Source organism: Gramella sp. MAR_2010_147 (assembly GCF_900105135.1).
Taxonomy (GTDB): domain Bacteria; phylum Bacteroidota; class Bacteroidia; order Flavobacteriales; family Flavobacteriaceae; genus Christiangramia.
Window position 1 is genome coordinate 934,702 of record NZ_LT629741.1, and the last position, 23,284, is coordinate 957,985.

At 35.8% G+C, this 23,284-nt stretch carries 27 protein-coding genes; 11 read left to right on the forward strand and 16 right to left on the reverse strand.

Annotated features, from left to right (window positions below; translation table 11 throughout):
• Positions 1-10 precede the first annotated feature (10 nt).
• Positions 11-523 (forward strand): lactoylglutathione lyase family protein, encoded by a 513-nt coding sequence (locus tag BLT95_RS04160; RefSeq protein ID WP_089664878.1) that lies wholly within the window; start codon positions 11-13, stop codon positions 521-523.
• 131 nt (positions 524-654) lie between these two features.
• Here the strand turns inward: BLT95_RS04160 and hisS are convergent, their stop codons facing one another.
• Positions 655-2,025 (reverse strand): histidine--tRNA ligase, encoded by a 1,371-nt coding sequence (gene hisS, locus BLT95_RS04165; protein WP_089664879.1) that lies wholly within the window; start codon positions 2,023-2,025, stop codon positions 655-657.
• A 134-nt stretch (positions 2,026-2,159) separates the two neighbouring features.
• Between hisS and BLT95_RS04170 the strand changes: the two genes are divergently transcribed.
• Positions 2,160-3,398 (forward strand): ABC transporter permease, encoded by a 1,239-nt coding sequence (locus BLT95_RS04170; RefSeq protein ID WP_089664880.1) that lies wholly within the window; start codon positions 2,160-2,162, stop codon positions 3,396-3,398.
• A 102-nt stretch (positions 3,399-3,500) separates the two neighbouring features.
• Here BLT95_RS04170 and BLT95_RS04175 read toward each other — a convergent pair whose 3' ends face one another.
• The 4 genes from BLT95_RS04175 to rpsF form a co-directional block, all read right to left on the reverse strand.
• The gene (locus tag BLT95_RS04175; RefSeq protein ID WP_089664881.1) at positions 3,501-3,974 is read right to left on the reverse strand and encodes a DUF6495 family protein; all 474 of its coding nucleotides are present in this window, start codon (positions 3,972-3,974) and stop codon (positions 3,501-3,503) included.
• Between the two features lie 138 nt (positions 3,975-4,112).
• On the reverse strand, positions 4,113-4,562 hold the full coding sequence (gene rplI, locus BLT95_RS04180) for a 50S ribosomal protein L9 (protein ID WP_089664882.1): 450 nt from the start codon (positions 4,560-4,562) through the stop codon (positions 4,113-4,115).
• A 12-nt stretch (positions 4,563-4,574) separates the two neighbouring features.
• The gene (gene rpsR / locus BLT95_RS04185; RefSeq protein ID WP_011709002.1) at positions 4,575-4,874 is read right to left on the reverse strand and encodes a 30S ribosomal protein S18; all 300 of its coding nucleotides are present in this window, start codon (positions 4,872-4,874) and stop codon (positions 4,575-4,577) included.
• 2 nt (positions 4,875-4,876) lie between these two features.
• The gene (rpsF, locus tag BLT95_RS04190; RefSeq protein ID WP_089664883.1) at positions 4,877-5,215 is read right to left on the reverse strand and encodes a 30S ribosomal protein S6; all 339 of its coding nucleotides are present in this window, start codon (positions 5,213-5,215) and stop codon (positions 4,877-4,879) included.
• 162 nt (positions 5,216-5,377) lie between these two features.
• Between rpsF and BLT95_RS04195 the strand changes: the two genes are divergently transcribed.
• Positions 5,378-6,088 (forward strand): LytTR family DNA-binding domain-containing protein, encoded by a 711-nt coding sequence (locus BLT95_RS04195; RefSeq protein WP_172822564.1) that lies wholly within the window; start codon positions 5,378-5,380, stop codon positions 6,086-6,088.
• A gap of 47 nt (positions 6,089-6,135) precedes the next feature.
• Here BLT95_RS04195 and priA read toward each other — a convergent pair whose 3' ends face one another.
• The 5 genes from priA to nadC form a co-directional block, all read right to left on the reverse strand.
• A complete protein-coding gene (priA, locus tag BLT95_RS04200) occupies positions 6,136-8,589 on the reverse strand; it encodes a primosomal protein N' (RefSeq protein WP_089664885.1) in 2,454 nt (817 codons plus the stop codon).
• Between the two features lie 141 nt (positions 8,590-8,730).
• Positions 8,731-9,153, reverse strand: coding sequence for a DUF2147 domain-containing protein (locus BLT95_RS04205; protein WP_089664886.1), 423 nt, complete (start codon positions 9,151-9,153; stop codon positions 8,731-8,733).
• 1 nt (position 9,154) lies between these two features.
• Positions 9,155-9,715, reverse strand: coding sequence for a chalcone isomerase family protein (locus BLT95_RS04210; RefSeq protein WP_089666842.1), 561 nt, complete (start codon positions 9,713-9,715; stop codon positions 9,155-9,157).
• A gap of 27 nt (positions 9,716-9,742) precedes the next feature.
• Positions 9,743-10,666, reverse strand: a complete 924-nt coding sequence (locus tag BLT95_RS04215) for a YihY/virulence factor BrkB family protein (RefSeq protein WP_089664887.1) — start codon at positions 10,664-10,666, stop codon at positions 9,743-9,745.
• Position 10,667: 1 nt separating this feature from the next.
• Positions 10,668-11,525, reverse strand: a complete 858-nt coding sequence (gene nadC / locus BLT95_RS04220) for a carboxylating nicotinate-nucleotide diphosphorylase (protein WP_089664888.1) — start codon at positions 11,523-11,525, stop codon at positions 10,668-10,670.
• Between the two features lie 51 nt (positions 11,526-11,576).
• Here nadC and rlmH point away from each other — a divergent pair, with 51 nt between their 5' ends.
• The 4 genes from rlmH (at position 11,577) to BLT95_RS04240 (ending at position 15,463) form a co-directional block, all read left to right on the forward strand.
• The gene (rlmH, locus tag BLT95_RS04225) at positions 11,577-12,050 is read left to right on the forward strand and encodes a 23S rRNA (pseudouridine(1915)-N(3))-methyltransferase RlmH (protein ID WP_089664889.1); all 474 of its coding nucleotides are present in this window, start codon (positions 11,577-11,579) and stop codon (positions 12,048-12,050) included.
• A gap of 9 nt (positions 12,051-12,059) precedes the next feature.
• Positions 12,060-12,632, forward strand: a complete 573-nt coding sequence (locus BLT95_RS04230; RefSeq protein ID WP_089664890.1) for a non-canonical purine NTP diphosphatase — start codon at positions 12,060-12,062, stop codon at positions 12,630-12,632.
• Between the two features lie 212 nt (positions 12,633-12,844).
• Positions 12,845-14,629 carry a DEAD/DEAH box helicase gene (locus tag BLT95_RS04235; protein WP_089664891.1) on the forward strand — a complete coding sequence of 595 codons (1,785 nt, stop codon included), beginning with the start codon at positions 12,845-12,847 and terminating at the stop codon, positions 14,627-14,629.
• A gap of 81 nt (positions 14,630-14,710) precedes the next feature.
• A complete protein-coding gene (locus tag BLT95_RS04240) occupies positions 14,711-15,463 on the forward strand; it encodes a carboxypeptidase-like regulatory domain-containing protein (RefSeq protein ID WP_089664892.1) in 753 nt (250 codons plus the stop codon).
• On the opposite strand, the gene BLT95_RS04245 is transcribed toward BLT95_RS04240, so the two are convergent.
• Both BLT95_RS04245 and BLT95_RS04250 read right to left on the reverse strand, forming a co-directional pair.
• Positions 15,460-15,990, reverse strand: a complete 531-nt coding sequence (locus BLT95_RS04245) for an SRPBCC family protein (protein WP_089664893.1) — start codon at positions 15,988-15,990, stop codon at positions 15,460-15,462. The two genes, BLT95_RS04240 and BLT95_RS04245, sit on opposite strands and share 4 nt — an antisense overlap.
• A 36-nt stretch (positions 15,991-16,026) precedes the next feature.
• Complete coding sequence (locus BLT95_RS04250) at positions 16,027-16,680, reverse strand: RNA methyltransferase (protein ID WP_089666843.1); 654 nt, start codon at positions 16,678-16,680, stop codon at positions 16,027-16,029.
• A gap of 122 nt (positions 16,681-16,802) precedes the next feature.
• Between BLT95_RS04250 and BLT95_RS04255 the strand changes: the two genes are divergently transcribed.
• Genes BLT95_RS04255 through purB form a run of 3 tightly spaced genes read left to right on the forward strand, consistent with a single transcriptional unit; the run spans position 16,803 to position 19,424 of the window.
• On the forward strand, positions 16,803-17,495 hold the full coding sequence (locus BLT95_RS04255) for an NAD-dependent deacylase (RefSeq protein WP_089664894.1): 693 nt from the start codon (positions 16,803-16,805) through the stop codon (positions 17,493-17,495).
• Positions 17,485-18,030: a hypothetical protein gene (locus BLT95_RS04260; RefSeq protein ID WP_089664895.1), complete on the forward strand. Its 546-nt coding sequence runs from the start codon at positions 17,485-17,487 to the stop codon at positions 18,028-18,030. Before BLT95_RS04255 ends, BLT95_RS04260 begins: the two co-directional genes overlap by 11 nt.
• 56 nt (positions 18,031-18,086) lie before the next feature.
• Positions 18,087-19,424, forward strand: coding sequence for an adenylosuccinate lyase (gene purB, locus BLT95_RS04265; RefSeq protein ID WP_089664896.1), 1,338 nt, complete (start codon positions 18,087-18,089; stop codon positions 19,422-19,424).
• Between the two features lie 48 nt (positions 19,425-19,472).
• Here purB and BLT95_RS04270 read toward each other — a convergent pair whose 3' ends face one another.
• The 4 genes from BLT95_RS04270 to BLT95_RS04285 are packed head-to-tail and all read right to left on the reverse strand — an operon-like array spanning position 19,473 to position 21,592.
• Positions 19,473-20,102, reverse strand: a complete 630-nt coding sequence (locus tag BLT95_RS04270; RefSeq protein WP_089664897.1) for a DUF4252 domain-containing protein — start codon at positions 20,100-20,102, stop codon at positions 19,473-19,475.
• A gap of 4 nt (positions 20,103-20,106) precedes the next feature.
• Positions 20,107-20,634, reverse strand: a complete 528-nt coding sequence (locus BLT95_RS04275) for a DUF4252 domain-containing protein (RefSeq protein WP_089664898.1) — start codon at positions 20,632-20,634, stop codon at positions 20,107-20,109.
• A gap of 12 nt (positions 20,635-20,646) precedes the next feature.
• Complete coding sequence (locus BLT95_RS04280; protein ID WP_089664899.1) at positions 20,647-21,096, reverse strand: hypothetical protein; 450 nt, start codon at positions 21,094-21,096, stop codon at positions 20,647-20,649.
• A complete protein-coding gene (locus BLT95_RS04285) occupies positions 21,083-21,592 on the reverse strand; it encodes a sigma-70 family RNA polymerase sigma factor (protein WP_089664900.1) in 510 nt (169 codons plus the stop codon). The genes BLT95_RS04280 and BLT95_RS04285 overlap by 14 nt, the downstream gene beginning before the upstream one ends.
• Positions 21,593-21,732: 140 nt before the next feature.
• On the opposite strand from BLT95_RS04285, the gene BLT95_RS04290 reads away from it, so the two are divergent.
• The gene (locus tag BLT95_RS04290) at positions 21,733-23,223 is read left to right on the forward strand and encodes a S41 family peptidase (RefSeq protein WP_089664901.1); all 1,491 of its coding nucleotides are present in this window, start codon (positions 21,733-21,735) and stop codon (positions 23,221-23,223) included.
• Positions 23,224-23,284: the final 61 nt, after the last annotated feature.

Genomic DNA, 23,284 nt, shown 5'->3' on the forward strand with positions numbered 1-23,284 from the left:
AAAGATCACTATGAATACAAAAGAAACTTATCCCAAATCATTTTCTCATATAGGGCTTACAGTTCCTGATATTAAAGCAGCGGTGAGGTTTTATTCTGAAGTAATGGGTTGGTATATTATCATGGAACCATCTATTGTAAAGAAAGAAAAAGAAACCGCTATCGGACAGATGTGCATTGATGTTTTTGGGGAAAATTGGGAAGAATTTGAAATTGCCCACATGTCTACATCAGATGGTATTGGAATTGAATTATTTTCATTCTCTCATGGAATTAAAGAAGCCCCCAAATTTAATCCCTTTAATACGGGACTTTTCCATTTTTGTGTCCAGGATCCTAATATTGAAGACTTAATTGAAAAGATTGTCGAAGCCGGAGGTAAACAACGCATGCCTGTAAGAGAATATTACCCAAATGATAAACCTTACAAAATGTGTTATGTGGAAGATCCTTTTGGTATTGTATTCGAAATTTACACCCATAGTTATGAATTGACGTACTCATCAGGTGCTTATTCAGATTAACTAAAACTATTTGAAGCGTGAACTTTTCAAGAGTCAAATAGCCTTAAAAAAACAGACCTGACTTTTATGTCAGGTCTAAATCATATCATCTATTTCTTTAATTCTAAAAGTTGCTAGAATTTTTCTATCAGTTATTTTAAGGCTTCCATAAGTTCGTTGAGATCCAGATTAGATTGCTCCCCAGATTTCATATGCTTGAGTGTGAATTTTTGAGAATTCATCTCTTCTTCTCCTGCCAGAACGGTGTATGGAATATCCCTTTTATCAGCATACTTCATTTGTTTTCCCATTTTAACGGAATCAGGGTAAAGTTCTGCTGTAATATTTTTAGCCCGAAGTTCTTTTACTGTTTTCATCGCATATAAAGCTTCTTTCTCTCCAAAATTGATGAACAACACTTTTGTATTCTGGGTTACAGTAGCTGGAAAAAGACCAAGTTCTTCTAACACAAGATAGATTCTATCCAATCCAAAGGAAATTCCTATACCACTCATATCTTTTAGTCCAAATATACCGGTAAGATCATCATAACGGCCACCGCCACCAATAGATCCCATCTTTACATCTTCGGGCGCAGCTACCTCATAGATCGCTCCTGTATAATAGTTAAGACCACGAGCCAGGGTAACATCCAGATCAAGTTTCGCAGTATTCAGCGGCATCTCCTTAATTGCGTTCTCTATAAATTGCAATTCCTCTATTCCTTGCTGGCCGATTTCTGATCCCTTCAATATAGATTTTAAACCCTCAATCTTTTCAGCAAAATTTCCCTTCAGGTTAAATATTGGCTGAATTTTATGCAAAGCCTCTTCAGAAATACCTTTTTCGCGCATTTCCTTTTTTACTCCCTCCTCGCCTATTTTGTCAAGCTTATCAAGGGCAACCGTAAAATCTATGAGCTTATCCTGCTCACCGATCACTTCAGCAAAACCGGAAAGTACTTTTCTATTATTGATCTTGATCGTTACGCCTTCCAGTCCCAGTTTGCTAAAAACTGAGTCATACAACTGAACGAACTCAACTTCCTGCCATAAACTCTTGCTCCCTACAACATCTGCATCACACTGAAAGAACTCTCTAAACCTTCCTTTTTGTGGACGATCTGCTCTCCAAACCGGTTGAATCTGGTATCTTTTAAAAGGAAAATCGATCTCATTCTGATGTTGTACCACATATCTCGCAAACGGAACGGTAAGATCATAACGCAAGGCTTTTTCGCTAATAGAAGACGTAAGCCTTGTACTATCATTATTCTCCAGAGCTTTCGCATCAGCTTTCTTTAAAAAATCTCCTGAATTCAAAATTTTAAAGATCAGCCTATCACCTTCATCTCCATATTTCCCCATAAGAGTAGAAGAATTCTCAAAACTTGGAGTTTCAATTGGCTGAAAACCAAACCGCTTAAACTGCGACTGAATAGTATTAAAAATATAATTTCTCTTTGCGACTTCTTCGGGTGAAAAATCTCTGGTACCTTTTGGTATAGATGGTTTTTGTGCCATGATCTGTTTTAAGCTGAATTTGCTATTTAGGACTGCAAATATCTTAATTTTTAAGCGAACCCAAACTAATTTCAAATTTTAAGTAACAAAGTTCTACTTTTAGAGTCTAACCGGTAAGCCAGAATATTTAACGTATGTTTTCACTCTTTCGGGAAAATATAAGGATCGCCCTTAATTCCATTAAAAATCAATCACTAAGAACAATCCTTACCGTTCTTATTATCGCTATTGGAATTACAGCGCTTGTAGGGATTTTAAGTGCTGTAGCAGCGCTTGAAAACACCATTAGCAAAGATTTTGCTTCCATGGGTTCCAATACATTTAACTTACAGCGATATGAATTTAGAACTCAAAGTTTTGGAAATGAAGAAAGAAAGGTAAATCCTATTATTAGTTATCGTGAGGTAAAAGCATTTAAAGATAACTTTGAATATCCCTATACAGAAACGGCCATTTCATTCACTGGAACTGGATCCGCCGAAATTAAATATGAAAATGAAAAGACCGATCCGGAAATTGCTGTCCTGGGAGTAAATGAATATTATCTGGAAAATTCCGGCTTAAAAGTGGAAGATGGCAGGGAATTTAATGTTTTTGATATAGAGAATAATAATAACGTGGCAGTAATTGGTTCAGACTTTAAGGATGGTATTTTTAAAGGATTTGACCCTGTAAACCGTACGATAAGCGTACGCGGAGCGAAGTTTAAGGTGATTGGAGTATTGGAATCTAAAGGAAGTACCTTTGGAAATAACCAGGATCTTCGAGTTTTTATTCCCATTCAGCATGCACGCTCACTTTTCTCCCAGCCGAATATCAATTATAGCTTAAGTGTAAAAGTAGAAGATAAGGAACTACTTGATGCTGCGATGGATGAAGCAATTATTACTTTTAGAAATATAAGAGGCTTAAGTCCAAAAGAAGAAAATAATTTTGGTCTTGAAAGAAGCGATGATCTTATTAATCGAATCCTTTCTATTACAGGTGCACTGAATATAGCAGCCTGGATCATTTCTATTATCACCATTTTCGGTTCCTCGATAGCTTTAATGAATATCATGCTGGTAACTGTAACCGAAAGAACACGGGAAATTGGTGTCCGTAAGGCTTTAGGTGCCAAGAAAAATACTATTGCAACTCAGTTCTTTTTAGAAACCCTCGTAATTGGGCAAATTGGCGGCTTATTAGGGATACTTCTGGGGATAGGGATAGGCTATGCAGTAGCCACTTCTCTGGATTTTGCATTTACCACTCCCTGGAAAGCTATGTTCTGGGCTACAGGGATTACTATTTTGGTAGCTATTCTAGCAGGAAGTTATCCTGCAGCCAAGGCGGCCAAGCAGGATCCTATAGAGTCACTGAGATATGAATAAAATAATTTGAATTATACCAATTTAAAAATAAGTTTGATGAAGAGCCTTCACTTTAGGCAATAACACTTCAATTAATTGTAACTATATTTTCAAATTAATTATTTAACCCTGAACCACATCCAAAAAATAGCCATACAGTTCACCTTTTGTGATATTAGCTCCCTGCTTGATCAACGCAAAAATATCCTTATTTCTATCATCACTAATAACTCTGGTAGAAGTATAGATGTTCACGGTATCGTCCATCAGGTTGGTCTGTAGCCACTGGTAGCCTTCTCTTGTAGTGATATCTATAGCTTCATTTTCAACTTTGATCGCTATTAATTCTATAGTTGCCTCGGTAATACGAAATAAAAATATCTGGTTTGGTGAAAAATGTTCCAGATATTCAACCTTATTTAAAACACCTTCCCAAATAAGATCGCTGAAAATATCTAGTTCTTCTTCCGCAGCTTCGGGTTTGTCTTTTTTTATTTTTTCCCACTCATCTGCGGTAATAGATTGCGTTGCCAGAAAATTAATAAATTCCTGATGCATTTCTTCAAACTGCTCCTTGGTTAATCTTGCGTATTTCATAAATAGATAAAAATAGATCTCGCTTGCCTGCGAGATAAGTTGGACAAAGAATTTTGAATAAAAGGTCTAAATTCAATTTTACTAAAAAGAAAAGCCCACTCAAAAAATGAGCAGGCTTTTTTCTATAAGTAAAATAAATTAAGCTTCTCCTACAACGTCGAAAGAAAAGTTAGAAACTACTTCACGGTGAAAACGCAAAGTTGCATCATACTGTCCTAAACGCTTGATGTTTCCACCGGCGATGCTAATATATTTCTTTTCGATCTCTACACCTTCTTTAGCAAGAGCGTCAGCAAGGTCACCATTTGTAATGGATCCAAAAAGCTTATCCCCTGCTCCTGCCTTTGCAGTTATCTTTATCTCAAGGTTATTAAGTTTTTCAGCTTGCTTCTTAGCTTCGTCAATATGCTTTTGCTCTTTATAGGCACGCTGCTTCAAAGTTTCAGATAAAACTTTTCTTGCAGAAGGAGTTGCCAGTTCAGCAAAACCATGTGGAATAAGATAATTTCTACCGTAACCATTTTTCACAGCTACTACATCATCTTTAAAACCTAAATTATCTACGTCTTTTTTAAGTATCACTTCCATAACTGCCTCTTTTTATTTTAATAAATCACCTACGTAAGGCATTAATGCTAAATGACGAGCACGCTTAACGGCTGTAGCCACTTTTCTCTGAAACTTCAAAGAAGTACCTGTTAAACGACGAGGTAATAATTTTCCCTGCTCGTTTACAAAGCCCATTAAGAAATCTGGATCTTTGTAATCTATGTACTTAATACCAGATCTTTTAAATCTACAGTATTTTTTAGCTTTGGTAGTTTCTATATTAAGAGGAGTAAGATACCTGATCTCTCCGTCTTTTTTTCCTTTTGCTTGTTGTTCAATAGATGTTGCCATGATTACGCTTTTTCCTTGTTACGTTTTCTTCTCTTTTCAGCCCAGGCTACAGCATGCTTATCTAATTTTACAGTTAGATAACGCATCATTCGCTCTTCCCTTCTGAATTCCAACTCTAATGGCTCAATAACTTCACCAGGAGCTTCATATTCAAATAAGTGATAAAAACCACTCTTCTTGTGTTGGATTGCATAAGCCAGTTTTCTTAGGCCCCAATCTTCTTTAGCTACCATCTTAGCCCCTTTAGAAACAAGAAAATCTTCGTATTTCTTAACTGTCTCCTTTATCTGCTGATCAGATAAAACGGGATTCAAGATGAAAACAGTTTCATAGTTGTTCATAAAAATTTACTTTAAATTAAATCGGCTGCAAAAATAGAACTAATTATCCGTTTTTCAAAGCATAATAAGTAGGATAAAACACTATTTTTACCGGTGAAAAAAAATTTGCCTTGTATTTCTTATATTTAATGAGTAATATTGTTAGTGACTAACCTATAGATCGTGGAAGAAGTTTTACTTAAATGTGCTGTTGTTGATGATTCGAGCCTGCAAAGGTTATCTATCGTCAAATTAATAAAAGATCATCCTAATTTAAAACTGGTAGCAGAATATAATAATGCTATAGAAACCAAGAATGGCCTGTTGGATACCGAAACCGACCTTATTTTTCTTGATATAGAAATGCCAATCTTATCTGGTTTTGAACTCCTGGATAATCTACCTAACAAGCCACAAATTGTATTCGTAACCGGTAAAACCAAATATGCCTTTAAAGCATTTGATTATGATGCGGTAGATTACATTCACAAACCGGTAACGAAAGAAAGATTTAACAATGCTGTTAATAAAGCTGTGAACCTATATAAGCTGAAACATCAGACTCCGGTTCCAGAAGATGATGACTTTATCTTTGTAAAGAGCAATTTAAAAAATAGAAAAGTATTTCTAGGTAAGCTGAAATATATTCAGGCGCTCGGGGATTATGTAAAGTTTGTCACTGAGAAAGATAACTTTGTAGTTCTTGCTACCATGAAGTCTTTTGAGAAGCAACTTCCTAATGAACGTTTTCTTAGAACACATAAATCCTATATCGTGAATCTTGAGAAGATCGAAAGGTATAACAGTAAGAATATTGAAATCGACAAGGAAAAACTTCCATTAAGCCGTCATAAAAAAGCGAATCTTGTAGAAGCACTAAGCGCGATACAATAGAATCGAAAAAATATATAGATTAAAGCCATCTTTAAAGATGGCTTTTTTTATTGAGGATCTACATTCACTACTACCTTAACAGACCTATATGCGCCTATGGCTCTAAAACTGTTAAGAATACGGTGAACCATATTTTTAGTTTTGCCTAAAGATTGCTTTTGAGGGATCTTAATTAAGATATTCTTGTAATATTCATTCCTGATTCTTGCCACAGGAGGAAATTCTGGTCCTAAGACATAACGATCAAAAACATTTTCCAGGGCACGGGCTAACCACTCTGCAGCCTCATTAGTTTTTGAGTAGTCCCTGCATTTTAACGTCAACCGTATTAATCGGTAATAAGGCGGATACTGGTATTGATACCGATCTTCCAATTGCTCCTTATACATCTCACTATAATCACCCGTAGACACCTGCTGAATAATTCTATGATGTGGATTATAGGTTTGAATAAGGACCTTCCCCCTTTTCTTGGTTCTCCCAGATCTTCCTGCAACCTGTAGCATTAACTGAAAACTTCTCTCGTGAGCCCTGAAATCAGGAAAATTAAGAAGATTATCAGCGTTCATAATACCAACAAGACTTACTTTTCTAAAATCCAGTCCCTTGGTAAGCATTTGGGTTCCAATAAGAATATTGGTTTCCTGGGCTTCAAAAGCCTGGATAATCTTTTCATAGGCATGCTTGCCTCTGGTAGTATCCTGATCCATTCTGGCGATCTTTGACTTCGGAAATAAAGCTTTTAATTCCGTTTCCACCTGCTCAGTACCAAATCCCTTTGTAGAGACTTCATTACTCCCACAGGCCATACACTGGTGCTGCATTGCGATATGATAGCCACAATAATGGCATCGCAACTGGTTATTATGACTATGATAGGTTAAACTTACATCGCAGTTAGGACATTGCGGAGAGTGTCCACAGGTATTACATTCTAAAATTGGAGAGAAGCCTCTTCTATTCTGAAAAAGAATTACCTGTTCTTCCTCTTTCAGGCTTTCTCGAATTTCTTCAATAAGTCTTTCAGAAAAATGACCTGTCATTTTCTTTTTTCGATGAGCCGTTTTAATATCTACCACTTCCACTTCGGGCATCAAAACATTCCCAAAACGCCTTGTTAATTCAACTAAAGAATATTTATTATGCTCAGCATTGAAATACGATTCTATAGATGGTGTTGCAGAACCAAGAATGATATTTGCTTTGAACATATTTGCCAGAACTACTGCAGCATCCCTGGCATGATATCTTGGAGCGGGGTCAAATTGCTTAAAGGTAGATTCATGCTCCTCATCTACCACTACAAGGCCTAAATCCTGAAATGGCAAAAATATGCAGGATCTGGCTCCAATTACGATCTTCCCTTTATTGGTGTTTTCCAGCACCTTGCGATAAATTTCAACTCTTTCATTCACCGAGTATTTGCTGTGATACACCAAAACTTTTTCACCAAAATAATTTTGAAGCCGTTTAATTAACTGCGTAGTTAAGGCAATTTCTGGAAGTAAGTATAAAGCCTGTTTGCCATTATTTATTGCTTCTTCTATTAAACGAATATAGATTTCTGTCTTTCCAGAAGATGTCACTCCATGTAATAAACAAACCTTATTTTCCTTAAAATTCTCTTTTATTTCCTGGAATGCTACCTGCTGACTTTTATTCAAATTTATTTCATGAGAAGTAATTTCCCCGGTAAAAACAACCCGGTCTGTCTCCTCATAAAAATCCTCCAAAATGTTTTTATCAATTAAACTTTTGAGAATTGAAGCTGTTCCTCCAGATTCTTTGAGCAATTCTTTAACCTTAAGAGGTTTTTTAGATCTTGCTGTTAGAGAAAAGTAAGAAAGCAGTAACTCTCTTTGTTTAGGAGCCCTTGAAAGTTCATCTAAAAGCTGATGCATTTCACTTTCAGCTTCGAACGCAGGATTCAACTTTATATACCTTACCTCTTTTGCTTTGAATTGTTCGTAGACTTCCTGGTTTAAAACTACCAGGTTTTTAGCAACCAGTTTATTTATAACCGGCAGTACTTTTTTACGATCCAGTAATTGCTCAATCTCCTGGATCTTCATCGAAGATTGTCGCTGCAAAGCTTCTACAACAAGGTATTCATCATCATTCAGGTCTTCTATTTCTATCTCTGAATCTTTCGAGAGCTTCACGATACTTTCACTCTCCAGTAGGAAAGCACCAGGCAGCGCAGCACGCATTACATCACCCTCCGCACATAGATAGTAGCTGGCGATCCAATGCCAAAATGCAAGTTGTTCCTTTGTAAGTAATGGCGTTTCATCGAGTATTTGATGAATAGGTTTTGCTTCATAGACTTCAGGTGGATTTTGATGAATTTCCGCAACAATACCAGTGTAGATCTTCTTCTTACCAAACTGCACTGCAATTCGCATTCCCGGCTGAATAAATTCAGCTTCTTCCTGAGTAAGACTATAGGTGAAACGCTTTTCAAGAGGTAAAGGCAGAATTAGATCAGCGAAATAGGGCATTTAAAACTTATTGGTTTATTCAATAGAAAAAGCTGCTTTCAAAGCAACCTACTTTTACTATAGAATTCAAAAATATTAAGAATCTTTAGTTTTTAAAAGTAAGCTGAAACTTTAAGAGCAGCTTTCAAATTTTTAAAAATATCAATCGGCTCTACGCCATATTTTCGTTTTGTAAAAAAGTGAAATATAACCTCTAACATTCAACACATCAGGATTATCATCATCCAACCATATTTTACAGCGATATTCTTTTCCGGTTTTAGGATCCACTATCGTTCCTCCTGCATATTCATCTCCATCTTTTTTAAGACCTTTCATTAATTCCATCCCTTCTACAGGTTCGTTCTTTAAATCACCTTCACATTTGGTACAGCGACGATTTCGATCCTCTTCATTCAATATTCTATCTACTTTCCCGTAAATCTCATCGCCTTTCTCATAAATCTCGATAATAGAATTCACCTTTCCTTCTTTATTTGTATTCTCCCATCTACCCAGCACTTCCTGTGCCTGTAAATTGAATGGAATACTCATTAAAAAGACAAAATATACCGCGATTTTCATATTATTTACCTAGCATGGCTTCTTTCAAGTCATCATCTGCAGGCTTATTAGATAACCAAATTCCAAAAAGCGCTTTTTTGAAATCCATGCCATCTATAGTACCCAACTCTTTATCATTCTTATATACTGAAACTCCTGTATCTGGAATAAAAACTATGTCAAAAACATCATTCTTCTTAATGTCTTCCATGAAAAAATCCTGGAATTTTTTGATTTTTGAAGAAAGAGGCTTTGTATTTCCATTAGTAGAATTTTCAAAACCTTCATTTACAGCATCCATCATTTTTTCACTTGTAATAAGCTTAGAAACGATGTGAAGTTTAATACTCATAGGCTGGTTTGCCGAAATAATTTCCGAAGCATTTGAAGATTTTTTTGAAAGATAAAGTCCGCCTGCATATAGATCTATCCATAACTTTTCTCTTACCCCTGCTCCATTAAGATTTAAGGTGTGACTTTGATAGGTTTCAGTATTTGGAAGATTAACTCCGCCAACTTCAGTTTGAGCAGATACGAATCCTATGCTCATAAAAGCCACAATTGTAAAGACTAGTGTTTTCATCATAAATTTGGTTTTAATTAATTAAAGTTATTTAAAATTTTTCTTCAGCTTTATCAGGGATGCATTTAATTCAAAACCTAAAAGCAACATATTGGAATTAAGCCATATATAGAACATCAAAATTAATAAGGCTCCTATAGATCCATACAACTCATTATAATTTGAAAAGTTCGTGATATAGATACTAAACAAAACCGTGGTTATCATAATTAATACCGTGGTAAAAAATGCGCCTACCGAAAAAAACCTTGCCTGCCTGGCTTCCCGGGTTCCAAAATAATATAAAATAGCTACCGCTGTATAAATTAATATTACAAATCCAATATATTGTATAAGACTCGCTCCAAACCCATCATTATTTACGATCCCTAAATCACTTAGATCGTCTATTGCATAAGTCATATACACTGCACCTATTACCGATATTAGCAACAACAATGCCAATATAAGCGAAACTCCCACAGCCACAGCGTATTGACGCGGAATTGAACGATTTGTTCTGGTGTGATAACTAAATTCAAATCCTGTAAAAATCGCATTTACCCCGTTAGTCATCAAAAAAATGGATAAGATGAAGGCAACAGATAGTAAGCCGCCTCGCGGCGTACTGGCGATATCTTCAAAAATATTACCGAAGAAATCTGAAGTTTCTGGCGGCAGCAAAGTATCCATGAACAAAAGGAATTCAATTTGAAAATCGTCTATAAAAGTGATATATGGAATAAGGTTAAGTACAAATAACAAGAACGGGAAGATCGCCATAAAAAAGCTAAATGCTATTGAACTTGCCCTGGTAGAGAATGTTCCCCTAACGATACCTCCCCAATAAATGATCCAGAGATTATAAAGCGATAAGCCTTCAAGTCCAGGTAGAATGATCTTCTTGGTCTTTTGCTTCCACCATGCTGAAAATTCTTCAATTTTAGATTTGATCGCTTTCTCCGGGGCCATGCTATACGGCTTTTAAACTCAGATCAAGGTTATAAACGGAGTGAGTTAAAGCTCCACTGGAAATAAAATCCACACCACATTCAGCATAGCTTCTAGCGGTTTCAAGTGTAATTCCACCGCTGGACTCTGTGAGACATTTACCATTTATGAGCTCTACAGCCTTACGAGTATCTTCATAATTAAAATTATCAATAAGAATTCTATAAACTCCTTCTGTTTTAAGAATTTCCTTGATTTCATTTATGTTTCTGGCTTCTACGATAATTTTAAGATCCAGACCTTTTTCATTTAGATAAAGCTTAGTCTTTTCAATAGCTTTTGTGATTCCTCCTGCAAAATCTATATGGTTGTCCTTTAACATCACCATATCATACAACGCAAAACGGTGATTCTCACCTCCTCCAATTTTAACCGCCCATTTTTCAAGAGCCCGAATTCCCGGAGTTGTTTTTCGTGTATCAAGAATTTTAGTGTTTGTACCTGCTAATTTCTGAACAAATTCTGCTGTTTTTGTAGCAATGGCGCTCATACGTTGCATTGCATTTAATACCAGCCTTTCAGATTTTAGGATAGATTGCGAAGAGCCTTCCACATAAAAAACAATGTCACCTTTCTTAATCAAATCGCCATCTTCCTTTAAAACATCTATCTTAAAATCTTTGTCAACGTATTGAAATACTCTTTTAGCAAACTCAACACCCGCAAGGACTCCTCTATCTTTCACAAGTAATTTGGCCTTTCCGTTTGCATGGGAAGGAATGCATGCGAGGGAACTGTGATCTCCATCACCTACATCTTCTCTAATTGCATTCTCAATAATTAATTCAATTTCTTTTTCAAATTGTTCCGGTGAGATCATTTTCTCTGCTTATTTTTGTAAATGTAGTAAAGTCTGTACTAAAATCACGGGATGACGATAAAATTAGTCTGTATTGGGAAAACAGATAAAAAAGAACTGGAAGCGCTTATAAAGACCTATCAGAAAAGACTTCAGCATTATATAAAGTTTGAATTTGAAATAATACCAGATCTTAAGAAAACAAAACATCTGGATGAGAATCAACAAAAATCCAAGGAAGGAGAATTGATCCTTTCTGGATTTCAAAATTCAGATTTCGTTGTTTTGCTCGATGAAAACGGAAAACAGTTTTCTTCAGAAAGCTTTTCAGAATATATTCAGAAACGAATGAATACGGGCCTGAAAAGGCTCATTTTTGTAATTGGAGGGCCCTATGGTTTTTCAGAAGAAGTTTATAAAAGAGCTGATTCCAAAATCTCTCTTTCCAAAATGACATTTTCTCATCAAATGGTAAGAGTATTTTTTACTGAGCAATTGTACCGAGCCTTTACCATCTTAAAAAACGAACCCTATCACCATAGATAATCATTACACATGAAATTAGTTTTTGCCACTCACAACGCAAATAAGTTCAGGGAAATTCAAAACCTTATGCCAGATGATATAGAACTGCTTTCACTTTCTGATATAGGATGTGATGAGGATATAGAAGAAACCGGGGACACCATTGACGAAAATGCCATGATTAAAGCTGAATATGTTAGAAATCACTATGGTTATGATTGTTTTGCTGATGATACAGGCCTGGAAGTTCAATCTTTAGCCGGAGCTCCCGGAGTTTATTCAGCGAGGTATGCTGGAGAGGAAAAAAACGACGAAGCCAATATAGAAAAATTATTGAGCCAGCTGGAAAAGCGTGATGATAGAACCGCGCGGTTTAAAACGGTGATAGCTCTTAATTTAAAGAAAAATCAAAATCTTTTCACTGGCATCTGTGAAGGGGTTATATTAAAGGAAAAAAGAGGCACTAAGGGTTTTGGATATGATCCTATTTTTCTTCCTGATGGATTTGATAAAAGTTTTGCGGAAATGGACCTGAACGAAAAAACTAAAATTAGTCATCGAGGTATCGCATTCAGAGAATTAATGGAGTATTTATCTCAGTAATTATTATTTAAACTTTCAGAAAATTTAAATACGCTGATTATCAAATACTTAATTACTCTAATAAATCTTAGGTAGTCAAAAATAAAAGACTATCTTTGCCGCTTGAAATTCCTCAGGGTGAGGATGTGTTGCTAGAAGTTTAGGTTTTAAGTATGTCGATTCGCTTCTTATGTAACACTTACATATCATAATCGAATACTTACATAAAACGAATGAACGCATTCCAAAAACTTGGACTTGACGCAGACTTGCTTAAGGCCATAGAAGACATGGGGTTTGAAACTCCAAGTGAAGTACAGGAAAAATCAATCCCAATTTTATTAGAAAAAGAAACAGATCTTGTTTCTCTTGCACAAACCGGAACCGGTAAAACTGCCGCTTTTGGTTTTCCTCTTATTCAAAAGATCGATGCAAATTCTAAAAAGACCCAGGCATTAATTCTTTCTCCTACCAGAGAACTTTGTTTACAGATCACCAATGAAATAAAGAACTACTCGAAGTATAAAAAATCTTTGAATGTAGTTGCAGTATATGGTGGCGCAAGTATAACAGATCAGGCTAAAGCTATTGAAAGAGGTGCACAAATTATTGTAGCCACTCCAGGTAGAATGCAGGATATGATTAGAAGAAGATTAGCAAACATCTCTTCTATTGGGTATTGCGTCCTTGATGAGGCAGATGAGATGCTGAATATGGGATTCTATGAGGATATTAAGACTATTCTTTCGCATACACCTAAGGAAAAGAAAACATGGTTATTCTCTGCAACTATGCCTAAAGAGGTTGCTAAAATTGCTAAAAAATTCATGACAGATCCTATTGAGATTACTGTAGGATCTAAAAATAAGGGAACTTCCAATGTTTCTCATGAATATTACCTGGTAAATCACCGTAATAGATATGATGCTTTAAAAAGGCTTGCAGATGCTAATCCGGAGATATTCTCGGTGATTTTCTGTAGAACTAAAAGAGACACACAGAAGGTTGCTGAAAAGCTTATTGAAGATGGATATAATGCAGCGGCGCTTCACGGAGATCTAAGTCAGAATCAACGTGACCTGGTAATGAAAAGTTTTAGAAGCCGCCAGATACAGATGCTTGTGGCTACCGATGTTGCTGCACGTGGTATTGATGTAGATGATATTACTCACGTAATTAACTATCAATTACCCGATGAAATTGAAACCTATACACACCGTAGTGGTAGAACAGGTAGAGCCGGTAAGCAGGGTGTTTCTATGGTGATCATTTCAAAAAGTGAAGTTCGTAAGATAAGAACTGTTGAAAAGATCATTCAGCAAAAATTTGAAGAAAAGACCATTCCAGACGGAAAAGAGATTTGCAAAACCCAGCTTTTCCATTTAGCGAATGATATTAAGAAAACAGAGATCAATCACGATATTGACCCTTATTTACCAACGATAAATGAAGCACTGGAAGATTTCAGTAAAGAAGAACTGATAAAAAAATTCTTTTCTGTAGAATTCACAAGGTTCTTCAATTATTATGAGAAAGCACCAGATCTTAGTGCTGAAACTGTTGGAGGAAGACCTGAGGTTTCTGAAGGTAACACGAGATATTTCATCAATGTTGGATCTAAGGACGGATTTGACTGGATGAGCCTTAAAGATTTCCTGAAGGAACAATTGAACCTTGGAAGAGACGATGTTTTCAAAGTTGATGTGAAAGCCAGCTTTTCTTTCTTTAATACAGATGAGCAGCATACAGATCTTATTCTAAAAACTTTCAGCGAGTTTAACCATAATGGTAGATTTGTAAATGTTGAAGTTACCAAAGATCAGAAATCTGATCGAGGTGGTCGTAGAAGAGAACGCGGTGGCGGAAAAAGAAACGGAAAAAGTTTCAAAGACAACAACAAAGGTGACAACTTCAAAGGAAGAAGAAGGACTGATAAAAGTGATAAAAAAGGACCCAGAAAAGGAAGCCGAAATAAGAACATAGAGAATTCCGTAAAAAGAAGAAGATCTAAAGCTTAATTAAACTAGTAATGCCAAACTTAATTTCTCAAGTTTGGCATTGTTTTTTATAGGGATTTTATATTTTTAGCCCTGATTGTTATGAAAAACACCTTACTTATACTTTCCCTTTTAATTACGGGCTTTTTATCTGCTCAGGATGTCGTGACAGGAACTGTAATGAATGCTGCCAACGACAAACCTATAGAGAATGTGCATATTGTAAACCTCAATCAGGTAAAAGGAGCTGTTACTAAAGAAAATGGAGAATTTGAATTACAGGCAACTGTAAACGATACTCTTTATTTTACGTACCTGGGTTTTAGATCTATTCGTGTTAGGGTAACCAATGACTGGTTAAAATATGGTAATGTAAAGGTAAAAATGACCGAGTTAGGCTTTGCGCTTGAAGAAGTCACGGTGAACTCTGTAAAACTTACAGGCTACCTGGAAATAGATGCCAAAAATATTCCCATTTATGATAATTACAGATATAGTATTTCTGGCCTGAATAGCGGTTACGAGGGCGGTGATGGTTCTCCAAATGCCGTTACTAAAGCTTTGAGATCCCTGTCAAACCCTGCAGACCTGGTTTATAATATATTTGGCACCAGACCCCGGCAAATGCGAAAGCTTCGGCAAATGAAGAAGGATGATAATATTCGGGAACTTCTAAGGAATAAGTTTGATCGTGAAACATTAATGGCACTCCTTCAGGTTAATCGGGCTGAAATTGATGAGATCCTGAATAATTGCAATTATTCAGAAGATTTCATGAAGACGGCAAATGATCTTCAAATTCTTGATGCCATTAATAGCTGTTACGAAGAATATAAGGTACTTCAGAAAAATTAATTAGTTTCCATTAACTTTTTAAGATCTTTCAAACCCTGATCAAATTTTTCACCCAGGGCTTTTTCTGGAGAGTAGAAAATACTTATAATGGTTAGCGGAAATGCCAAATGACCTTTAGTACCCCATACCATTTTGGTTTTTTCAGCTTCTAACTCCTTTACACCTATATAAGTGAGTGCATTAACTTTTACCGGTTTTATAAAAAGAACTTTGGTTTCGTAAACTCTTCCCTGTTTAGCTTTGGTAATTCGCTGAATCCCCTCACCAACTTTTCCGTTTCCTTTCCAGTAAAAGCTGGCTCCTACTTTCCCGTCATTTCCTTTATACCTCATAATGGCATTTGGATCTCTCTGAAACCAGGGATTCCACAAAGGCTGATTTTTAAGCTGTCTTACAAAAGTAAAAATCTCTTCTCTGGGCTTATTTATCACCACAGTCCTGCTAATATCATAATCCTTCTTTACCCACGCGTGCAGGAATGCGAAAAAAGTAATAAGCGCAATAATCAAATAAAAAAACAGGGTCATGGAATAGCTTTAAAGGCGATTAAAAGTTACAAATAATTACTGATTCAAAAAGTGTTCTATGATCTCTTCTGAATTTTTTACTGTTTTCCTGGTCCAATCCATTCTGATCCTATTTTTTTCCTCCTCGGTAAATTCCCATGGAATGTCTGAATTTCTTAGCTTGGTAGTTAAACTTTGTAAAATAATAGCTGCAGAAACAGAAATATTGAGACTTTCTGTAAAACCAACCATTGGAATCTTAATAGTTGCATCGGCTTCATTTAAAATCTCATCAGACAAACCGTCTTTCTCTGTTCCGAAGAAAAGAGCTGCCGGTTTTGAAATATCAAAATCTTCCAGCAACTGAGAATCTTTATGCGGACTGGTGGCAACAATTTGATATCCTTTTGCCCTTAAACTTTTCACACAATCTGTTGTAGAACTATATCTATTGATGTCTACCCATTTCTGCGCGCCCATTGCAATTTCCTTATCTATTCTACGCGGAATTCTCTCTTCTATAACATGAATATTTTGAATTCCAAAAACGTCGCAGCTTCTCACTACGGCGCTGGTATTATGTAGTTGATAGACGTCCTGTGCTACAACAGTTAAATAATCTGTGCGCTGCGCCAGAACTTGCTCGAATAAAGCTTTTCTTCTTGGGGTAAGATATCCCTGAAGGTAATCTAAGATCTTTTGTTCTTTCATTTCTGAGGTAAAAGTAAAAAAACAGGGAAATAAGATACTCTTTGAAATGAAACAATTTTTAAATTTCATTTTGGAAAGAAATTAAAAGTCTTAACTTTTTCAAATAATCAAGCAAGAATGCAATGAAAACTATTTTAGTTCTAACCGGTGCCGGAATAAGCGCCGAAAGCGGGATAAAAACATTTAGAGATGCAGAGGGATTATGGGAAGGTCATGATGTTATGGAAGTCGCTTCTCCATTGGGATGGAAAAACAACCAGGATTTAGTTCTTGATTTTTATAATCAAAGAAGAAAACAATTATTACAGGTAACACCAAATGCAGCACATCATGCTCTTGTAGATCTTCAAAAAAGTTATGATGTTCAAATTGTAACTCAAAATATTGATGATCTTCACGAAAGAGCCGGCAGCTCAAATGTAACACATCTTCATGGAGAATTACTCAAAGCCAGAAGTACCTTTGATGAAAATCTGGTAATGGACTGGAAAAAAGATATAAATACAGGCGATTTTTGTGAGCATAACTTTCAACTACGACCTCACGTGGTTTGGTTTGGAGAAGCGGTGCCAATGTTTCAGAAAGCAGCTGAGATCGCCAGAACAGCTGATATAGTTATTGTAATTGGCACCTCGATGCAGGTTTATCCGGCAGCCGGACTCGTAGATTTTGTGCCAGATCACGCTCCGGTTTATTTCGTAGATCCAAATCCAAATATCCCCGAAAGCAGACAGCTGAAAATATTAAGGGAAAAAGCTGCAGAAGGTGTTCCCAGACTTGTAGAAAGTTTATTGACTGAAGCGGATGAAAATTGAAAGCATTTTACTTAATATTGATTCTACGCTAGCCACAAGGGAAGCGGCTGCACATTTTATTTTGAAGCACCCTCAATATCTCCCACAAACAATTACTATCATCACCGAAAAGAAAAAGGATCTATCTCTAAAAGCATTGATGGCTCTGGAAATACTTTCCAGGAACAATTTTAAAAATATTCAGAGATATACTCCTGAATTAGTTCATTCAGGAAAACTTTATAATGATTCAGCTTCCAGAAGATACCTTTCAAAGATCTACGGAAAAGCGATTTTAGCTTGTTCTGATATGAAATATAATTATAACCTAACTTCTGTCTTAAAAAAGGAAATTATAGAACTCTCATTTCTCTGGCTTATTTCAAAAGAAGAAACCGCTGTTAAGGTTTTTTCAATGCAAAATCTTTATGACTTGAGAAATGAACAACCATGGATCTCTGAAGAGCTTAAGGCTATAATTGAAAAAGAGTTTCCTGTTTCTTCACAGGGTTTCAAGCCCAGAGCGACAAAGATTTTAAGGAAATTATCACTGTAGTTTTTTAGTAAAATTTGAAGCGGTATCTTTACGCCTTTAATTTTTAAAAGCAAAAGATGACATCCCTTTCAGCAATTTCACCTATAGATGGACGATACAGGTCTAAAACAGAACAACTTTCAGCCTATTTTAGTGAAGAAGCTCTTATAAAATATCGAATTCTTGTTGAAGTTGAATACTTCATAGCACTTTATGAAGAGAAATTACCTCAGTTACAGGATGTGGATACCAAAAATTTCAAAAAATTAAGGGAGTTATACAAGAATTTTACCCCGCTCGACGCACAGGCGATTAAAAAGATTGAAAAAATCACTAATCATGATGTTAAAGCTGTAGAATACTTTCTAAAGGAAGAATTTGACAAACTGGGGATGGAAACCTCCAAGGAATTCATTCATTTCGGGCTAACCTCTCAGGATATTAATAACACAGCAATTCCATTAAGCCTTAAAGATGCTATTGATGAAGTTTATATGCCTTCTTTAAATGAAATTGTTGAAAAACTGGAGTCTCTTTCTTCTGAATGGAAAGATATTCCACTTTTAGCCAGAACCCATGGACAACCTGCTTCTCCAACCCGCTTAGGCAAAGAGATTTCAGTATTTGTTCAAAGGCTTAAAGAACAAATTAAATTATTAGAACAGGTTCCGCACGCAGCCAAATTTGGTGGGGCCACAGGAAATTACAACGCTCATAAAGTTGCTTATCCAGCAACTAACTGGAAAAAATTTGGAAGTAATTTTGTAGAAAATACACTTGGCCTGCACCACTCTTTTCCTACCACACAGATAGAACATTACGATCATACCGCGGCTTTGTTCGATGCTTTAAAAAGAATCAATAACATTCTTTTAGATCTGGACCGGGATATATGGACATATGTCTCTATGGATTATTTTAAGCAAAAGATAAAAAAGGGAGAAATTGGTTCCTCTGCGATGCCACATAAAGTAAATCCTATCGATTTTGAAAATAGTGAAGGAAACCTTGGAATTGCAAATGCAATATTTGAACACCTTTCAGCGAAACTCCCGGTAAGTAGATTACAAAGAGATTTGACAGATAGTACAGTTTTGAGAAATATTGGTGTTCCTGTTGGTCATACCCTTATTGCATTTAAATCTACTTTGAAAGGCTTGAACAAGCTTTTACTGAATAAAGAGAAATTGAATGAGGACCTTGAGAATAACTGGGCAGTAGTTGCAGAAGCAATTCAAACCATTTTGAGAAGGGAAGGCTTTAAAAATCCGTATGAAGCATTGAAGGGCCTTACAAGGACTAATGAGAGAATTACAGAAAAAAGCATGTCTGAATTCATTGACCAGTTGGAGGTTTCTGATGAAATTAAAAACGAACTCCATAAGATTACTCCACAAAACTATACAGGTATATAAATAAAAAAGCCCCGAATTCGGGGCTTTTCCTTTTCAACTAATTAAATACTACATTTTAGTAGTGTCATTTTCTTCTGAAGCCTCTTGTGCTTTATCTCCAACTTCGATTTTAGTCTCTATTCTCACAGAATCTTTTTCTTTAGAAGAATCTCCAAAAATTTTACCAAGCCCTTTAATTCCCTCTATATCTATATTGTCCTTATCCAGAGATTTCATAAGCTCCATTATCTTTTGCGGATTCATATCTTCACCTAGAACTCTTGCTACACCCAGGCCCTGCTCATTATCATATCCATAAACAATTAGCTCATCTATAGCATCATCTTTTCCTGTAAAGTATAATTCAGCTTTTCTATCGCCTCCTCCATACTTCATTAGCAACTGATACTTTTCATTTTTAAAAATTTCAGCGAGCTTAACCTTCTCTTCTTCAAATTTTTCTGGATTCTCCTCCTTTTTCAATGCAAGTACATTGATCTTTTTTATACTCTGTAAGGTTTCTTTCTCATCCATCTCCAAGGATTCACTGTTAGCGAACATACTGGTAGGAATATCCAGTGCTAAAAAATCTGTGTTTTCCTGATTTTCAACATAATATTTCTGAAGACTTTGCTCATTATTACAGGATGTTAATACAACTGTAAATAGAATGGCAATTAAAATTTTTAATGATTTCATGGTCTTATGATTTTTTGTTGGCTTTCTTTAATTCTTCAGCACCTGGTACTTTAAGGTCTGATGTTAACTTAGATAATTGAGATAAATCAATTTCACCGGTAATACTTAAGATCACGGTCATTGGCTTATCCCCTTCAGAACCTTCAAGGAACATGAATAACTCCCGTACATAATTATCATTTTTGCCGGGTAAAGAGTAAAACTTAATGTTCTGGCCACCATCATTTACTCGCATCAGTTCTTCCAAAGAACCTTTTTGAAGATAAGATTTCACATCGGTTTCCATCTGTGACATTACATTAGAATTAGAAGACTTATAAATCTGGATACGATCCAAGTTTTCTATAAGCTTCATATATTCCCTTGCTTCTGGATCGTTCTCGCTCAAATCTACTTTTGCCAGCATTTTGAACATTTTACTGGTCATCACCATAGCATCCACATCTTTCATATCTTCATATTTCTCAAAATTCTGAGATTGTGAAAACATGGGAGCCATTGCCAGCAGGAGGGTAATTATTAATCTATTCATAGTTTCTAGGTTTTAATGATCAATTTCTATTATTTTATTTTTAGTGTTATTAAATTCTTTAAGGTAAACAAGATCAGATTTTCCTTCATTCATAAACTGAGACACCATATTTAAAGTCTCTTTCGTTTTTTGAAGAGCCATCTCCTCATCGCTTATCGTACCTAAGTCCCCGTCTTTGAGCATTCTGGAAGAATCATTAAAGAAAAAGATCCCAAGAGCAACAATAAGTATGGCCGCAATAGAGGTCCAGGCATACCTGCTTTTTCCTGATTTAACTTTAGGTTTTTGCTCAAAAGTTTTTTTGGATTGTTTAGCCGAAAACGTGAACATCAATTTATAGCTTATTAAATGTTCAGGAACGTCTTCATTTAAAAAATAATCACGAAGTAAGTTCTCTTCAGCCAAAGAGGTTTCGCCCTCTTCATACCGCTCCAGAAGTTTTTCGATTCTATTTAATTCCATAGTTGTGTTTTTTAATTAAATTCTCCCTGATCGCTTTTCTTGCCCTGGATAAAGCAACCCTTATGGCAGTCTGTTCCATATTCATGATCTTAGCGATCTCATTGTAATCATATTGTTCTATATCCCTTAATTGAAATATCAGCTTTTGCTGTTCTGGTAATGTGGCAACAATCCTGCCTAACCACTCCATTTCATCATTCACTTCAATTTCAGACTGAAGAGATATACTATTACTTTCATAATTTTGATGAACTATTCGCAAATTGTTGTTTTGTTTCAATTTTAATTGATCCAAACAGTAATTTTTCGTAACCGTCATTGCAAATGCTTCAATATTGGCATAATGATTGATTTTATCTTTCCGGTTCCATAATTTCAGAATCACTTCCTGTGTGGCATCTTCGGCTGCTTCCCTAGAAGTTAACAGTCTTAGAGCCAATCGATACATTTTATCCTTTACAGGATCTAAAATATTAAGGAAGGTTCGTTCTTTCATTTGTTGGTGGTTAGTTTATTATGCCTTCTCAATCTTACGACGAATTGTAAAGAGATTTGTTACAATAAATTTTTTAATTCTGATTATGTGGCTATTTTTAGAAAAAATTTGCAAGAAATCTATTAACCCTAATTTTTATTATGAGAATATATAATTATTTGATGCTTTTTGTCTTTGCGGGGACATTATTTACTTCATGTTCCAGTAACGATGATTCACCTACAACACCAGACCCACAACCGGGACCCGAGCAAAACCTGGAACTTGAAATAAAAGACTTTGTTTGGAAAGGAATGAATGAGATCTATGTTTATAAAAGTCAGGTGCCAGAACTAGGAGACGACTTTTTTGCGACTCAAAGTGACCTGGAGGCCTATCTGGAAGAATGGGATTCCCCAGAAGATCTTTTCTATGATGGTCTTACCATAACACAAGATCGTTTTAGCTTTATTACAGAAGATTATGTTGCCCTGGAAAATAGTTTTGCAGGTATTTCTGAAACCACAGGAGTAGAATTCAGACTTTATAGATTTTCTGGAAGTGATAATCTATTTGGCGTAGTTAGATATATAATTCCTGGCAGTAATGCTGAATCTGAAGATATTGAAAGAGGAGATTTTTTCAGAAGACTGAATGGAATGGATTTAACTATTGAAAATTATCAGGAAATTCTAGCAAGTAGTTCTATTACTTTTGAAATCGCTAAACTTGAAGACAATACAGTAACTCCCACTGGAGAATCTGTTACTATCAATACCCAGACTATCACAGAGAACCCTATTTTAGTTAGTAAGGTTATTGATGTGAACGGTTCTAATGTAGGTTATTTGATGTATAATAGTTTTGTTGCAGATTTTGATGATGAATTAAATGCCGCTTTTGCTGAATTTAAAAGTCAGAACATTACAGACCTAATTTTAGATTTGAGATATAATGGTGGTGGTAGAGTAAGTTCTGCTACCAGACTGGCCAGTATGATAACCGGTCAGTTCACCGGAGAGATATTTGCAAAACAGCAGTGGAATGAGGATTATCAAAACTTTTTTCTTGAGAATGATCCTGATAGATTATTTAACAGATTTACCGAAACTCTTGAAGGCGGAGAAGCAATTAACAGCCTGAATCTTACAAAACTATATACTATTGTATCCTCTTCAACAGCATCTGCAAGCGAACTTGTTGCAAATGGTTTAGCTCCTTATATCGAGGTGGTAAATGTTGGTGGAATGACGGTTGGAAAATCTCAGGCTTCTGTTACCCTTTACGACTCCAGTAATTTTGGAAAAAGCGGAGCAAATCCAGATCATAAATATGCGATTCAGCCTTTAGTGTATGAGTCTGTCAACGCAAATGATCAGGGTGTTCCTTTTGATGGTATTACTCCAGACGAAGAGATTATAGAAGATGTTGCTAATATGGGTGTTCTGGGAGAGGAGTCAGATCCTTTATTGAAAAGAGCTCTTGATGTTATTGCCGGGAACAGAAGATCATTTAGTGATCAGTCTAAAGCATACTGGTATAACGAGTTTAGCGAATCTGGTGTTAACAGTCCCGCTTATCGCAGAATGTATATTGACAAGCTTCCTGAACTGGAGGGAAAAACCAAAAGACTTGATCTGGACAAAAAATAATTCCTGATTTAGAACAAAAAAAACCCGCTATGCAGCGGGTTTTTTTATGACCATAAATTAC

What these genes read in the sequence shown, in the direction of transcription:
- BLT95_RS04160 (WP_089664878.1), top strand. Translation starts at nt 11, where the DNA reads ATGAATACAAAAGAAACTTATCCCAAATCATTTTCTCATATAGGGCTT.
- hisS (WP_089664879.1), bottom strand. Translation starts at nt 2,025, where the DNA reads ATGGCACAAAAACCATCTATACCAAAAGGTACCAGAGATTTTTCACCC.
- BLT95_RS04170 (WP_089664880.1), top strand. Translation starts at nt 2,160, where the DNA reads ATGTTTTCACTCTTTCGGGAAAATATAAGGATCGCCCTTAATTCCATT.
- BLT95_RS04175 (WP_089664881.1), bottom strand. Translation starts at nt 3,974, where the DNA reads ATGAAATACGCAAGATTAACCAAGGAGCAGTTTGAAGAAATGCATCAG.
- rplI (WP_089664882.1), bottom strand. Translation starts at nt 4,562, where the DNA reads ATGGAAGTGATACTTAAAAAAGACGTAGATAATTTAGGTTTTAAAGAT.
- rpsR (WP_011709002.1), bottom strand. Translation starts at nt 4,874, where the DNA reads ATGGCAACATCTATTGAACAACAAGCAAAAGGAAAAAAAGACGGAGAG.
- rpsF (WP_089664883.1), bottom strand. Translation starts at nt 5,215, where the DNA reads ATGAACAACTATGAAACTGTTTTCATCTTGAATCCCGTTTTATCTGAT.
- priA (WP_089664885.1), bottom strand. Translation starts at nt 8,589, where the DNA reads ATGCCCTATTTCGCTGATCTAATTCTGCCTTTACCTCTTGAAAAGCGT.
- BLT95_RS04205 (WP_089664886.1), bottom strand. Translation starts at nt 9,153, where the DNA reads ATGAAAATCGCGGTATATTTTGTCTTTTTAATGAGTATTCCATTCAAT.
- BLT95_RS04210 (WP_089666842.1), bottom strand. Translation starts at nt 9,715, where the DNA reads ATGAAAACACTAGTCTTTACAATTGTGGCTTTTATGAGCATAGGATTC.
- BLT95_RS04215 (WP_089664887.1), bottom strand. Translation starts at nt 10,666, where the DNA reads ATGGCCCCGGAGAAAGCGATCAAATCTAAAATTGAAGAATTTTCAGCA.
- nadC (WP_089664888.1), bottom strand. Translation starts at nt 11,525, where the DNA reads ATGATCTCACCGGAACAATTTGAAAAAGAAATTGAATTAATTATTGAG.
- rlmH (WP_089664889.1), top strand. Translation starts at nt 11,577, where the DNA reads ATGACGATAAAATTAGTCTGTATTGGGAAAACAGATAAAAAAGAACTG.
- BLT95_RS04230 (WP_089664890.1), top strand. Translation starts at nt 12,060, where the DNA reads ATGAAATTAGTTTTTGCCACTCACAACGCAAATAAGTTCAGGGAAATT.
- BLT95_RS04235 (WP_089664891.1), top strand. Translation starts at nt 12,845, where the DNA reads ATGAACGCATTCCAAAAACTTGGACTTGACGCAGACTTGCTTAAGGCC.
- BLT95_RS04240 (WP_089664892.1), top strand. Translation starts at nt 14,711, where the DNA reads ATGAAAAACACCTTACTTATACTTTCCCTTTTAATTACGGGCTTTTTA.
- BLT95_RS04245 (WP_089664893.1), bottom strand. Translation starts at nt 15,990, where the DNA reads ATGACCCTGTTTTTTTATTTGATTATTGCGCTTATTACTTTTTTCGCA.
- BLT95_RS04250 (WP_089666843.1), bottom strand. Translation starts at nt 16,680, where the DNA reads ATGAAAGAACAAAAGATCTTAGATTACCTTCAGGGATATCTTACCCCA.
- BLT95_RS04255 (WP_089664894.1), top strand. Translation starts at nt 16,803, where the DNA reads ATGAAAACTATTTTAGTTCTAACCGGTGCCGGAATAAGCGCCGAAAGC.
- BLT95_RS04260 (WP_089664895.1), top strand. Translation starts at nt 17,485, where the DNA reads ATGAAAATTGAAAGCATTTTACTTAATATTGATTCTACGCTAGCCACA.
- purB (WP_089664896.1), top strand. Translation starts at nt 18,087, where the DNA reads ATGACATCCCTTTCAGCAATTTCACCTATAGATGGACGATACAGGTCT.
- BLT95_RS04270 (WP_089664897.1), bottom strand. Translation starts at nt 20,102, where the DNA reads ATGAAATCATTAAAAATTTTAATTGCCATTCTATTTACAGTTGTATTA.
- BLT95_RS04275 (WP_089664898.1), bottom strand. Translation starts at nt 20,634, where the DNA reads ATGAATAGATTAATAATTACCCTCCTGCTGGCAATGGCTCCCATGTTT.
- BLT95_RS04280 (WP_089664899.1), bottom strand. Translation starts at nt 21,096, where the DNA reads ATGGAATTAAATAGAATCGAAAAACTTCTGGAGCGGTATGAAGAGGGC.
- BLT95_RS04285 (WP_089664900.1), bottom strand. Translation starts at nt 21,592, where the DNA reads ATGAAAGAACGAACCTTCCTTAATATTTTAGATCCTGTAAAGGATAAA.
- BLT95_RS04290 (WP_089664901.1), top strand. Translation starts at nt 21,733, where the DNA reads ATGAGAATATATAATTATTTGATGCTTTTTGTCTTTGCGGGGACATTA.